A 13,298-nucleotide genomic window follows, 5' to 3' on the forward strand; every position below is an offset into this window, starting at 1 on the left:
CTCATCGTCCGCACGCCGTGGCCCACTTGGCGGGCGACCCGGGTCCCGCATGAACCAGGGCGTCGCGTAGCCCAATGCGCGCCCGATGCGCCAGGGAACGGAGCGCGTTGGGGCTGAGCTGCAGTTCCGACGCCAGCTCGTGGATCGGGTCGCCGGCCACGATCAGCCGGAACAGGACGAGTCGCCACCGCGGGGGCAGGGACCGGAAGGCGGCCCTGATCTCCTCCGTCGGCGCACCCGAGTCGTCGTCAGGCGTCGAAATGCCGCGTTCGAGGATCCGGGTGTCGGGGACGAACACCAGCGGCCTTTCCCGGGCGGACCGTTCGATCGCAACATTGCGGATGACCGTCCGCAGGTATCCGACCTGATGGTGAATGGAATCCCGGGTCGGCGACTTCAGAATTCGAAGGGCGGCCTCGGCGACGAGATCGTCCGCGGTCATTCCCGGAACCCGGAACGTCGCGGCATACCGACGCAATGTCCGATGGTGCCGGCGAAATGCCTCCGCCAGTTCGGTCGCCGAATCACCGATGTCCGCAGTCGCTGATTGGTGCTGCCCGTTGCGTGCCACGCCCGTCTCCATTCGCCATCCACCCGACGAAATGCAGGCTTTCCGTCCGGTGTCAGCAGGAGGTCAGTCAGCGCGACCCGCCGCGGCGCTGACGGTCCGCTGGCATGTCAGCGGCCGACCCGGGCCGGTGCCCCCGGAGGCTGTCAAAGTCCCAGGAGACTGACCGCCGGAGTCGGCCCAGCCCTTGCTCGTGGGGAATCCCAACCCGGAGGTGTCAGAACCAGAGGATGGCGACGGCTCCGCCGAAGATCGCCGGGCCCATGGGCACCTGCCCGGGTTCGGGCCACCGCTGCGTCGATCGGTACGCGGCTCAGGACGATCGCGGTGACGATGGTCAACAACAGGGTCATGACCTGCGCCTGGGCCACCGCTGTCCAGCCCAGCGGTCCCACCATCGACGCGGCGAGCGCGGCGGCCCGCACGTCACCCTGGCCGAGCGCCGAAGGCGTGACGAACCGGATCACCAGGTAGCCGCCGCCGACCACGACCGCAGCCGCCGCTGCGCTCAGCAACAGGCCGGGGTTCCGGTCGACCACGGCGGACACGGTCAACGCGACGGCGACGGCGTGGGGATAGGTCAGTCGGGCGGGCAGCCGGTGGATCTGACCGTCGACGACGCTCAGGACAGCCCCGCCCGCAGCGAACAACCACCACGCGAGCGCCGGCCGCCCCGCCGAGGCCAGGGCGGTCAGGGCGACGGCGGTGATCGTCACGATCAGCGACCGGCGTCGGGTCACCGATCGCAGGCGCCACCAGGCTGTCGTGGTCGGGCCGGTCAACGCCGCCGACCATGACGCCAGGACCGGGCTGACCGCGACGGCCGCGGCCGCGGCGGTCAGTGCGGAGGCCAGGCCCGAGGTCATGCGGCGGGCGGCAACCACTGACGGCGCAGCAGGACCTCGTAGGTGCGGGGCGGCAGGTCTTCTTCGACGTCCGCCCCGTGGTTGGCCATGATCCGTCGGATGTAGACGTCGGCCTGGGCGACCTGACCCTGGGCATGGCACACCGCCACCAGGTCGAGCAGCGGGGTGTCCTCGCTCGATCCGGCCCGCAGCGCGGTTTGCGCGGCGGCCGCGGCCTCCTCCGGTTCGCCGTGGGCGAGGTGGTGGGTTGCGACCAGGTGGGCCAGGTCGACGACCGCCGCCGACAGGTGGTGATCGATCGGGGTGTCGGCCAGCCACCCGTACCCGCCGGGGCGGCGCGCCGCCAGCGGCGGGCCGGTGACCAGTTCGAGGGCAGCGTGCAGGTCGGTCAGGCCGTTCGGGCCCCGGACCTGGCCGCGGACGCGGAGCCGGTCGAACAGGTCGACGTCCACCAGCACGGCCGGGCTCAGCCGGTACTCGGCGGCCGCCTTACCGGTGTTGCGGGGCAGGTAGTCCTCACCGGTGACCGGGTCCGTACCAAGAAGCTTGCGGAACTGGCTCAGACTGGTGCGGACCTTGGACCGGACGGTCGTCTGGCTGACGATGTCGGGCTCGGTCGGCCACAGGTCGCTGGCGTAGCGGTCGATACCGACGCCCGCGGTTCGGGTGGCCAGGTACGCCGCGATCTCGACGTTGAACGCCGAGAATCGCGCGTTGCCGACCCGCACCGTCGGGCCACCGAACAGGGCGATGCGGGGCCGTGGGGTGTCCGGGTCGTGCCAGGCAGCAAAGTCCGCGTCGAGGCTGGTGTCGGCGGCTTCGGCGCGTTTCCGATGCTGCGATGACACCGCCGGTGCCAGGCACTGTAGGTCCCGCGTAGTGGTCGCCGTCGTCGCCAGGTAGGTGGAGTCGGGCTCCGCCAGCAGCGAGCCGGGTCGCGCGATCTCCTTCGGGCCAGAGTTGCCGCGCAGGTGAACCCGGCCGTCCTCGTGTGGGTCGCCGACCGGGGTGGGATCGGCGGCGAAGGACAGCAGCCGGGCGAGCCGATCCGCTTCGGCCTCCGGGATCTGTTGTGCGATGAGGGTGGCGCCCAGTGCGGGAATGCTCAGCAGTCCGTCTTCGGTGACGCGCAGCTCCCATCGGGGGCGGGAGGCAGTTCCGGTGGCCTCGCCGACGGTCACGACGGCGACGGTCGATCGTGCGGGCTCCCGCCCCAGATCCACCGATTCGGCACCGGTGGCGGCGTCCGGTGCCGCGACCAGCAGGACCTGCGAGTTCCAGGCGTCGCCGGCGACGCCGCTGTTTCGCCCGGTGAGGACGTCCGTCCCCGTCGCCTGCATCGCGTCAGCCGTGGCGTCGCGGTGCCGACGCAGCCGGGCGAACGCCGTCGCCGCACTGTCCAGGTGGGTGAGACGTTCCGGGTGCATCGCGGCCAGTTCCCGACCGAAGCCCGTCATGGTCACCTCCACCGACTCGGACCACGAATTGTGGGCGAGTTCGGCGACCATCGAGCGGGCCAGCCCAAGCGCCGTTTTCCGGTCGCCCGACACGGTCAGGGCGCCGGCTCGTTCCAGGTCGATCAGCCAGTGCTCACCGGCCGGTGTGGAGCCGACGGTGACGAGCGTGGGGTAGGGCGGGGCGAGCCATCCGCGGCGCGCCGGCTGGTAGCCGGTCGGGTCGGTTCGCTGCAAGGTCCAGCGGTGGCCGTCATTGCTGCCGACCCATGCTCCGGCGGCATCGGCTCGTGGGGTGTGCAGCAGCAGCGTCAGGTCGCGGTCGGTCAGTACGGCGGCGGCGACGTCGGGCGGCGGTGAATCTCCGGCCGCGGACAGGTGGGCGATGCCGTGCAGCGCGTGGTGCAGGAATTCCGCGTCAGGTGCGGCGGCTGATCCGGCGGCGAGGAGTGCGCGTTCCATCGCGACCAGGTCGTCGGGTGTCGCGGAGGGCGCATGCCCGGGTCGCCGATGCCGGAACTGGCGTCGCCGGTAGCCGATCAGGGTGGCCAGGGCCAGTGCCGCGAGCACCCCGCCGGCTCCGGCGAACGCCGCGATCGGAACGGCCGGTGGGGTGGTGGTGGCCGAGTCGCCGTCAACCTCGCCGCGTTCGGGTTCCGCGGCCGGTGTTGCAGCTGGCTGCTCGGTGCTGGGGTCGGATGTCGGCGGAGCCGGAGGGATGTCAGCGGGCGCGGGTGCCGACGCTGACGGAGCGCCGGAGGTGGGGGGAGAGGTGTCAGTGGGCGGCTCATGGGTGTCAGCGGACGGGCCCTCGCCGCCGCCGGTCGGTCCGGCCGGCTCCGTTTGTGCAGGTGGAGGGACGTCTGCGGGATCGGGAAGGGCCAACTCCCAGCCGACGTGGATCAGGTCCGGGTCGGTGAGGGCATCCCCGTCCGGCTGGGCGACGCCGATGTTGGCAGCCAACAGTTTGTCGACGGTGATGCCATGGTCGGCGGCGATCCGCGAGAGGGTGTCCCCGGACCGAACGGTGACGGTCGGCCGGGTGACCCCGTCAGCAGTGCCGCTCGTCGGGATCGTGATGACCCAGCCGGGTTCGATCAGATCGGGGTCGGTGAAGACTTCGCCGCCGGGCTGGCTGCGTCCCTCGTTCGCCTGCCAGAGTTCGGTCCAGTCGCCACTGTCGTGCTCGGCGGCGATCCGGGTCAGCGTGTCGCCCGGTCGGACCACCACCTGAGTCGGGGCCGTCTCGGTCTCGTCGCCCGGAGGGGGCGGGAGCGGGGCGCCCGGATCGGCGGGGACGAGCACGGTCCAACCGGGGCGCAGCATGATGCGTTCGGATGTCAGCGTGGTTCCGTCGGGCTGCGTTCGTCCGGCGTTGAGCGTCCAGAGGTCCCGCCACGCCGCACCGTCGCCGAGGTGCCGTTCGGCGAGGTCCCACCAGGTCCGCGCACCGTCCGCGGCGACAACGACGGTGGCGACCGCCGACGATGGGGTCGTCGGCCCGCCCCGATCGGCCGGTGCGATGCTCGAAGCCGGCGTGGACGGCAGGGCCGCGGTCATCGCGAGCGCCTGCCCGGCGGGGGCGACGGAGCTGACGGTCACCGGCAGGAGCAGCAGGACACCGTTGACCAGGGCTCGGGCGAGCCACTGTTGCGAGGCCAGCACCGCGGGGATGCGGGCGGGCATCGGTGTTCGGCGGATCGCCGAGGCCAGCTCGACCAGGAACGCCACGGCGAACTGGGCCCACAGGATCCAGGCGAGGCACGCCAGGGCGGCCAGGATCACCTGGTTGCTGATGTCCCCGGCGACCAGGTCCGGCCAATGGCGCAGCGGGTTGCCGACGGCGGCCACCAGGAGCCACGGCAGGCCGCATAGCAGCGCCAGCGCGACCGTGGCTGAGATCACGGAACGTCCGATCCGCTGCAGCAGGTTCGGTGGGCGGGTCCGCCAGGAACTGACGGGTGCGGGCCGGTGTGATGTGCGCATCCTCAGGGTGCTCCAGTGGTCATGCCGTGCAGGGGGATGGCCGTGGCACTGGCTTCGCCGCCGACTTCGTCGATCCCGATCAGGGTCAGCACGGCGGTTCTGTCGGTGGCCCGGGCCGTCACCGTGACCTGCGCGCCGGAGATCTGGACCTCGCCGGACACCCCGGCCGCGGCCAGGACCCGGTTGGCCGCCGCGCGCGCCTGCGCCGGGTTCGCGGTGAAGCCGCTCGGGGACGTCGACCGCAGGGAGGACTGATCCAACGCGTCGGCGCCGGCCCGCGCGGCCTGGGCCGCGGAGTCGGCGGCGCGACCACGCGCCGCCAGGGCTGTCCCGCCGTCCAGCACCAGTCCGGCGAGCACCAGTAGCGCCACGACGGTGCCGAGCAGCCAGGCGGTCACCGAACCTCGGTCGGCATCGTCGGCATCGTCGGCGCCGGCGGCATCCAACGGCGTGTCGACCTTCCTCATGGCTCGGTTCCGGTGACGGTGTACTGCCGATAGGTCTCCAGGGGCGCGGTTGCGGCCCGGGTCAGCGTGATGTCGCCGGGGAGCCCGGGGATCGCCAACGACGATAGGTCGGCGGTGCACGAGACGGTGACGGTCACCTGCCCGCCGGCGCGGAACGCCGCGGTGTCGACGACCGTTTCCACCGACCCGCAGGACAGTCCGGCATCGGCGAGGGAAGCGGTTGCCGCCGCCTGGGCCCGGTCGGCGGCTCCGGCCGGTGATGCGGCCAATGAAGCGGACCTCGCGGCCGATCCGGCGGCCGCTTGAACGAGTTGACGCCCATGCCCGATCCGACCGAACGCGACGACCAACAGCACCAGCGCGACGAGCAGGGACGCAAGGACGCACAGTTCCAACGATGCCGAACCGCGGTCTCGATGCGGCGGCGCGCCGCCGCGCCAGCCGTCGGGCCGCAACCACCCGGTGCCGGTGGGGGTCATGGCGTCGCCGGGGTGAACGCCTCGACCGGACTGGTTGCTTGTTCGTCGACTGTGAAGGTGGCGAACGGCACGATGGTAAGCACCTCGGCGTGAACCGACGCGGCCGCCTGCGTGCCCCCGCGGTCCACGTGGACCGAAGCGCGGGGCAACAGTCGGGGCGCCACCACCGCGATGTACCCGGCTCCAGCCGACTGGCCCGCAGCTGCCGTGCTCTGGTACGCCGCGGCGGTCCGGGCAGCGGACTGGGCGGCCGCCTGGGCAAGGTGCCGGCCGTGCCAGACCATGACGAACTGGACCACGAGCAGGGTCAGAACGACCACCAGCGGGAGAATGACAACTGCATCCAGGGAGGCGGAGCCTCGGTCCCCGTCGTTGTGCCGACGTCCGGTTTGCGGTCGTGGCCCCCACGGGGATTTCACCGGCCGGATCACTGGAGAACGACGTCGTTGACCTTCCCGAAGACCCAGTCCTTCAGGAGCAGGCCGACGCCGACCGCAATCACCAATACGACTCCCCAGATCACCGCGGTCTCCATGGAAACGGCGCCTCGGTCGCGTTCCTCCGCGCTGTCCGCGCGCAGTGCCACCATGTGCGCGACGAGCCAGGCGTAGGCGCGATCGATTTTCTCTTGGACCATGGTGTTTCCCTTCGTCATGCCCTTCTGGATTTCTTGGTCGAGTCATGAATTGAGGATCACGGCGAATGCCGGATATCCGATGAAGATGATGAAGCCGAATGCGACGAGGATCTGCGCGAGTCGCATGCTCTGGTCTGCCTTGCCGGCGTTTCCCTGCAGATCGGCCAATTCCCGCCGCCGCATGGTCTGCGCGCGGGCGGCCAGGGTCGACCGCACCCGCGCGCCGTCGTGGGCGACCAGTTCGATCATGCCGCCCAGATCCCGCAGTTCCGGGACACCGATTCTGGAGCCGAGATCCGACAGTGCGACCCACGGTGAACGGCCGCCTCTGGCCGCCCGGTACAGGGTGTCCCGGATCAGCAGGAACGGCCAGCTGGCGCCGACCCGTGCGGCCGTGGGCAGGGCCTCGGCCGGCGCCGCTGATCCGGCCATCTCCAGGGACGTCAGGTCCAGATACGCGCCCAGCGCGTGACGGAACTCGACCCGGCGGCCATGCGCCTCCCGCCGGATCCGGAGGTCAGGGATGAAGAAGCCGATTGCCGCGCAGGCGATCGCGGCAGCGACCATTGACCCCGCCGGAATGTGGAATCCGGCCCAGCCGGAGGCCACCACCGTGAGGCCTACGCCCAGGACCGGGCCGGCCACCGCCAGGATCAGCTTTCGACCCAGCACCACCGGCAGGCTTCCGGCGGTGATCGCCAAGTCCTGCCGAAGGGCGGCGTAACCGACGCCCAGACGATCGGACCGCAAAGCGAACCACTCGCCGACACGACCCGCGAGGCTGTCCCACCCGCCGGCGAGCCGGTCGAAAGCAACGGGTTCGACATCGGCGCTGACGGCGTGCCGGGCGTCGAGCAGCGCGAGTTCGACGACCGGTGCGGTGCGGGGAGCGGCGAGCCGGAGCAGCAGGACGAACAGCGACGCGCCCATGACGGCGCCGACGAGCATCGCGGTGATCATCTGACCACCGCAGCCGTTGACCGGTCGGATTCCGACGTGTGGGCGGGCCCCGAGGGGCGCTGGAGGAACCGGGCAACCGGGCGTTGATCGGCAAGCCGGCGCAGCCACGCGAACGCCGCCGCGAAGATACCGACGACGATCGCCAACACCACCTGGCCGGACAGCGTCGAGTAGGGCCGGACATAATCGCCGCCGAACACCACCAGCAGCCCCGCGAAGACAACAGTGACCACCACGATGATCTGCGTCCCTCGGCGGATCTCGGCGCGGTCGGCAAAGATGCGGCGGCGCATCTCCAGCTCCTCGCGGGCGGTCGTCGCCAAGCTGCTCAACCGCTGCTGCAGCCCGTCGCCGCGCCGCTTGGCCGACAGCACCAGTTCGGCGATCACCAGGTCCGCCGACGGATCGTTCAGCTCGTCCGCCAACATCACCAGCGCCCGATCGACCGGGACCCGGGCCCGAATCTGACCGACCAACCGCAGCAGGGCCGGTCGGATGAGCGGCGATGCGTGCACCGCGCTGGACGGCAGAGCGTTCTCCAGACTGTGGTGACCGGCGATGGTGTCGCGCAACGATTCGGTCCACGCCACCAGTGCGTCCAGGCGGGCGATCTGCCGTTGTTCGGCCTGCACCCCGCCGACCAGCCGCGGCCAGGCCCAGATCAGTCCACCCGCCGCGGCCGCAGCCACCGGCCAACCCGTCAGCGCCAGCACGCCGATCGCCGCGAGGGCCCCGCCGACCACGCGGATGGACATGCTGGGCGACCGGATCGCCGCGAACAACCTGGACCACGACGTCGGATCGGACGACCGGACGGGCCGCCGCATCGAACCGGCGACCATCAGCAGGATGCCCGCCCCGATGCCCGCGCCGAGCAGCACCGGCAGCCATGCCTGCCCGATCATGCGGACCTCGCGCGGATCACCGGCGGATACGAGTGGTGTCCGGCGGTGTCGTCGTAGCCGGCGTCGGCGAGTTCGACGCCGCGGTCCAAACCGAGCGCGACGTCATCGACGCGGATCGCTCGACCGTCGAATGGTGAGGCCGCGAAGATCGTCGACGACGCGACCTGGCCGTCCGGTGCTCCCGCCACTTCCAGCACCTGGGTGACGCACCGTCGCCCGCCCAGCAGACGGTTCTTGCCGATGAACACGACGAAGTCGACGGCGCCGGCGATCAGGCTCTGCGCGACCGGGAAGTCCACTCGCTCGTACTGCCCGGCATACTGGGCGAGCTTGTTGAAAACGTCTGCGGCGCTGCGGGCGTGCAGGGTCGACAGGCTGCCGTTGTTGCCCTGGCTCATGGCCGAAAGCATCTCAACGACCTCAGGCCCCAGGACCTCGCCGACGATGACGCGGCTGGGATTGTGTCGCCTGGTACGCCGCACCAGTTCCCGGATGGTCAGTCCACCGGAGCCGTCCGGGTCGGGCAGAACCTCCTCGAGTTCGACGACGTCGGCGTGCAGGTCGGGATGGCGCCGCAACCCAAGTTCCAGCGCCCGCTCGACGGTGATGAGCCGCTCGTCCGGCTCGATGCAATTGATCAGCGCGCGCAGCAGGGTGGTCTTGCCGGCGTCCGTCGCCCCGCCGATCACGATGTTCATCCGGGCCCGCACGCAGGCTTCCAGGAAGCACGCCAACCGCTCGTCGATCGTGCCCAGGTCCACCAGGTCTGACAGGAACATCTGCGGGAACCGGTTGCGGCGGATACTGACGATCGGCCGTTCGGAGGCGGCCATGACCGCCGACAGGCGCGACCCGTCGGGCAGCCGCAGGTCCAGTTCCGGGCTGGCGCGGGTGAACGGGCGCGCGTTGATCCCGGCGTAGCTGGCCAGGTTCTGGATGATCCCGATCAGTTCGTCGTCCGACCCGGCGATGGGCGCGCCGCGGACCTTGCCCCGGGCGTCGCCGAAGGTGATGAAAACCTCGTCCGATCCGTTGATGTCGATGTTCTCGATGTCCGAGTCGTCCAACAGCTCCTGGAGTTCGCCCGCCCGGTACATCGCCGCGTCGACCGCCGCGATCAGCCGAAGATCGAATCCCTCGTCGGTCGGGAGCTCGTGGCCGGCGGAGAGCAGATCGGCCAGGTACCGCTGCACCTCGCTGGTGATCAGGCTGTGCGCCAACTGTTGCTCGTCGGCGCCCCGCAGTTCCGGGCTACCGTGCCGCTCCCGTTCCTGCTTGGTCCGGGTCATCCGGTCCGCGACCCGCTCCCGCAGCAGGCGCACCACGTCATAGTCGAACACCGATGTCGCCGTCATCCTCGCCCCACCTCTGCCCGCGGCCCCCACCGTCGGGTCAATTCGTCGTCGATTCCGCCGACCTCGGAGTCCGGCTCGGCCTCGTCCTGCGCGGAACGAGGCAGCAGCGACGGCCATTGCGCCAGAACGGATTCGGCCACGGAACGCGCCGACCGGATCAGGTCGCTGCCGGCCAACCGGCGCGTCCAGCGGCCCTCCCAGAGCCCCTGCGCACCGCCCGGATCCTGCGCGAAGAAGCCGATCACCTGCACCGGCGACCCGATCGACAGCAGCACCTGCCGAACCTGCTGAAGGGCGAACGAACGATGCCGCGGCGCGCCCGTCACCACCACCCCGACCGGGGTTCGGTCCCGTCGCGGGTCACCCACGGCGGCCGCCAACTCCGCGACCCGCTCACGCAGCCTGGCCAGCCCCTCGAGGTCCACCCTGGTCACCACGAGGACCGCCTCGGCCGCCGCGGCCATCGCGACCGAAGGATTGCCCGGCTGCAGGCGCCCCAAGTCGGCGATCACCGTCCCCGACCAGGCCGACGTTTCGGAGGCCAGCCTGGGCCAAAGCCCGCGCAGCGGAAGCGCCCGATCGGCCGACAACATCCCCGGCACCACCGGAAGACCCAACGAGCACAACTGGCTGAATGGCAGCGCACCGGCCGGCGACAATCCCAGCCGCGCGGCGGCGGCCAACTGAGCGATCGACGGCGACGGCGCCAGCCGGTGTTCCCGGTCCTGCGTCCACAGTCGGAACGGGGTGTCACCACCCGCGGTGTCCGCATCCACCAAGGCGCGGTCGCCGGGCCACACGGTGCCCAGCGCCGTCGCCAGGGTGGTCGCACCCGGCGACCCCTTGTCCGAACAGACCGCAACGATCATTCTCGGGGCACCTTCACCACGACAGCGGAATCCGAGCCGCTCGCTCCGGCCACCCCGGCTGCCTCGTCCGCCGGAACCAACACGGTCAGCAGGAAGCCACCCGCCCGGGTCGGGTCCTCCATCGCCGCGAAGATCTCCGCGTCCTTGGCCACCACCTTCGGTGCCGCCGTGCCGGTTCCCCCGGCCTCCGGCAGGGCCAGCACCTGCACACGGTCGCCCGTCGTGACGCCACCGGCGGGGAGGCGACCGCCGGTCACTGCGACCCCGACCTGTACCATCCCGTCCGGCATCGAGTGGTCCTGGGTGAGCATGGAACGCTGCAGGAGAGTGCCGGTCATCAGACCGACCGCCGCCCGCTGGCCGACGACGGAATCAAGATTCGCCCCGGCAATCGCGGTGACACCACCGGCCACCTCGACGGTCGACAGGTCCGCCCGTTCGATGACCTCGCCCATCGCGATATCCGACTTGACCACGACCACCGGCGTTTTCTGCCCGGCCTTCGTGTATAGCCACCCGGACACCAAAGCCAGACCCACCACCAGCAGCAGCCCCACTGCGACCCACGCCGGCCGACGCTGCCTCGTCGGCAGCGGGGTGCGCATCTGCGCCCGGTCCGCGGCGCCCAGGGCCGGCAGTGTGAACTCCCGCTCTTCGGTCGACGCCTTCATCGCACCACCACCTGAATCTGCTCCACCAATAGCTGGTCCGAGACCTGCGAGACACCGTCGGGGAAAGTGCCGTCGGCACCGCTGTTTGAGGTCCAATCAACCTGCCACTGAACGGATGTCGTCGCGGTCAACGGTCTGTCCGGCGACACCCGGGTGTACGTGTAGGCACACCCGCCATTCGTCGGAGCCGCGTTCCCGTCCGCCGGTGTCCACGCCCGACCCGGTCCCGCACAGGCGACAACGCTGTCACCGTTGCCCGGATCGAAATGAACCTCGACCGGAGTCGCCGTCAAAGTAACCGAAACGCCCTGCAGCTCAACGGTCCGCTGCAACGGCTGCCAGTCGCCCACCCAGAACCACGTTCTCAGGCCGACAATCGTAAACGGCAAGCCGCCGTGATCGGGATCCGAGTTCGACTCCGACGGTGAACGGTACGCATCCGGCGCAGGCAAAGACAACTCCGCGTAAGCCTGCTGCGCCAACACGGCCGGGTCCGGTGGAGGCGGCGGCGCCGGCGCGGCTGCGGCACCCGCTGCAGCCGGCGGAGTCGGCACATACAGGTACTCCGACGGTCCGTTGCACGTGCGGACCATCAAAGTCCCAGTCGTCGCGTCGTTCCCACCCCACGCCGGATCGGTCGCGGGCAGCAGCGCCTCCCTGTAAGCGCACTCGCCAGAATTCGCCGAAATAGTCACGGGGGCAGCAGATGTGGATTGATCAGAGGGAACACTCCCGCCAGCGGTCCGATCGGCCGCAGCAGCCTGTGCTTCGGCAACAATGATTGCGGCCTGCTCAGCCTCGAGCGCGCCAGCCGCCACTGCGCCGTCCACCGTGAGTGTTGCGGCGTATGTCGAAGAAGGGAGAAGACTGCCGTTTCCTGCGGTCACTTCGATAACCGGCACAGGATCATCCTGTGGCCCAGCGATAGTGAGCGACGAACCTATCGTTCCCAGCCATAGGGCGCCTCCGATTGCCGTTGCTCGGTAACGAATCCCGCTCAGCAAGGTTCATCTTTCAGGTAGAAGACGTCAGACACCCGCCAAACGCCGTCCCCGCCGCGCATCAGGTTCCCCTGATAGTGATCACGCGAAACCCCGACGGTGACCTTGTTTCCACTCGATACCTCTACTGCGCCAGAGGCACTGCGGTCCTGGCAGTCGTCGATCAGCGCGGAGTTGCCCCCGTTGATCGGTTGGGGCCAACTGATCCGATGCCCAAGCTGTCCGTACGTCTGAAGTCCCTGCCGGTCGAATTCGGCAGCATCAGTGAGCATTCGAGTCTTCGCCGGATCGACGGTGACGGCGGCTGCGACCGCGTCCCGCTCATCGACCGGGGTAGTCGCAATCGCGAGATAGACGTCCCAGGACTTGACCCACTGCGCTTCGGCCGCGGCCCGATCGGACTGTTCGGCGCTATCGGCGACCGAGGAAGGTGTCGACGATGCCGACAGCGCGGTCTCACCCGATCCCGGCAGGCTGGCGGTCGGTTAGGTTGCAGACGATGATGGGCTGACCGTGGACGAAGCGACGCTCTGCACAGCAACGCCCGAGCCGTCGCAGGCGACCGCAAGCACGGCGGCGCCCACCAGGATGCCGGCGCGCATCAGCTTTGAGCGGTATCGCATTGCGGGCACCCCCTTCGGTGAGCGCTGCCCCTCGGTCGTGAGAGCCGTGGTGACGGCGCGTGCACGATCCATCACTTCTCTGTGTTGGGTCAAGTTGACCACCACCCGAGGGACATTCCCAAGCCGGACCGACCGAGAAGCGGTCGACACGGTGGACTGGCGCGTGGACGAGCGACATCCAGACCGAAGCGGCTATCTAGGAACTCGCCATGCTTGCCATGCGCGGCTGTCGGCCCTTCGCGCGACGAACAACAACACCTGATTGACAGCACCTCATGATCATTCTTGCCACCTCGACCAGCGTCGATCACGAGATTCGCCCGGATCAACCGCTTCGCAGACCGCGGAGACCGTTGGCCGTCCAGCGCTGTCCACTCAGTGATGCGTCAGCGTCCGATGAGTGGCCATGGGCAGCGAATCACGTCGCCGGTGACGGGAACATTGTTACGACCCAAGA

The 13,298-nt window shown here is 69.9% G+C and carries 13 protein-coding genes; all 13 read right to left on the bottom strand.

The annotated features are described in order from the left end of the window. Position 1 precedes the first annotated feature (1 nt). The 13 genes from NAMU_RS13590 to NAMU_RS29340 all read right to left on the bottom strand — a co-directional run bounded on the left by NAMU_RS13590 (position 2) and on the right by NAMU_RS29340 (position 12,119). Positions 2-583, bottom strand: coding sequence for an RNA polymerase sigma factor (locus tag NAMU_RS13590; RefSeq protein ID WP_015747978.1), 582 nt, complete (start codon positions 581-583; stop codon positions 2-4). A 131-nt stretch (positions 584-714) separates the two neighbouring features. Next, positions 715-1,284: a prepilin peptidase gene (locus NAMU_RS27445; protein ID WP_169312503.1), complete on the bottom strand. Its 570-nt coding sequence runs from the start codon at positions 1,282-1,284 to the stop codon at positions 715-717. A gap of 146 nt (positions 1,285-1,430) precedes the next feature. Continuing rightward, positions 1,431-4,793, bottom strand: a complete 3,363-nt coding sequence (locus NAMU_RS13600) for a LysM peptidoglycan-binding domain-containing protein (protein WP_169312504.1) — start codon at positions 4,791-4,793, stop codon at positions 1,431-1,433. Positions 4,794-4,876: 83 nt separating this feature from the next. Beyond that, the gene (locus NAMU_RS13605; RefSeq protein ID WP_015747981.1) at positions 4,877-5,341 is read right to left on the bottom strand and encodes a pilus assembly protein TadG-related protein; all 465 of its coding nucleotides are present in this window, start codon (positions 5,339-5,341) and stop codon (positions 4,877-4,879) included. Next, positions 5,338-5,820, bottom strand: a complete 483-nt coding sequence (locus NAMU_RS13610; RefSeq protein ID WP_015747982.1) for a TadE/TadG family type IV pilus assembly protein — start codon at positions 5,818-5,820, stop codon at positions 5,338-5,340. Before NAMU_RS13610 ends, NAMU_RS13605 begins: the two co-directional genes overlap by 4 nt. Next, entirely contained in the window at positions 5,817-6,251 is a 435-nt protein-coding gene (locus NAMU_RS29985) for a TadE/TadG family type IV pilus assembly protein (RefSeq protein ID WP_015747983.1), read from the bottom strand. Before NAMU_RS29985 ends, NAMU_RS13610 begins: the two co-directional genes overlap by 4 nt. After that, on the bottom strand, positions 6,248-6,475 hold the full coding sequence (locus NAMU_RS29990) for a hypothetical protein (protein WP_041368930.1): 228 nt from the start codon (positions 6,473-6,475) through the stop codon (positions 6,248-6,250). Before NAMU_RS29990 ends, NAMU_RS29985 begins: the two co-directional genes overlap by 4 nt. 24 nt (positions 6,476-6,499) lie before the next feature. Then, complete coding sequence (locus tag NAMU_RS13625; protein ID WP_015747985.1) at positions 6,500-7,417, bottom strand: hypothetical protein; 918 nt, start codon at positions 7,415-7,417, stop codon at positions 6,500-6,502. Continuing rightward, entirely contained in the window at positions 7,414-8,322 is a 909-nt protein-coding gene (locus NAMU_RS13630; protein ID WP_015747986.1) for a type II secretion system F family protein, read from the bottom strand. The genes NAMU_RS13625 and NAMU_RS13630 overlap by 4 nt, the downstream gene beginning before the upstream one ends. Further along, positions 8,319-9,677, bottom strand: coding sequence for a CpaF family protein (locus tag NAMU_RS13635; RefSeq protein ID WP_015747987.1), 1,359 nt, complete (start codon positions 9,675-9,677; stop codon positions 8,319-8,321). Before NAMU_RS13635 ends, NAMU_RS13630 begins: the two co-directional genes overlap by 4 nt. Further along, positions 9,674-10,546, bottom strand: a complete 873-nt coding sequence (locus tag NAMU_RS13640) for a hypothetical protein (RefSeq protein WP_015747988.1) — start codon at positions 10,544-10,546, stop codon at positions 9,674-9,676. The genes NAMU_RS13635 and NAMU_RS13640 overlap by 4 nt, the downstream gene beginning before the upstream one ends. Next, a complete protein-coding gene (locus NAMU_RS13645) occupies positions 10,543-11,103 on the bottom strand; it encodes an SAF domain-containing protein (protein WP_169312505.1) in 561 nt (186 codons plus the stop codon). Before NAMU_RS13645 ends, NAMU_RS13640 begins: the two co-directional genes overlap by 4 nt. 110 nt (positions 11,104-11,213) lie before the next feature. Continuing rightward, positions 11,214-12,119, bottom strand: coding sequence for a hypothetical protein (locus tag NAMU_RS29340; RefSeq protein WP_015747990.1), 906 nt, complete (start codon positions 12,117-12,119; stop codon positions 11,214-11,216). Positions 12,120-13,298: the final 1,179 nt, after the last annotated feature.

The sequence above is a fragment of the Nakamurella multipartita DSM 44233 genome (assembly GCF_000024365.1).
Classification (GTDB): Bacteria; Actinomycetota; Actinomycetes; order Mycobacteriales; family Nakamurellaceae; genus Nakamurella; species Nakamurella multipartita.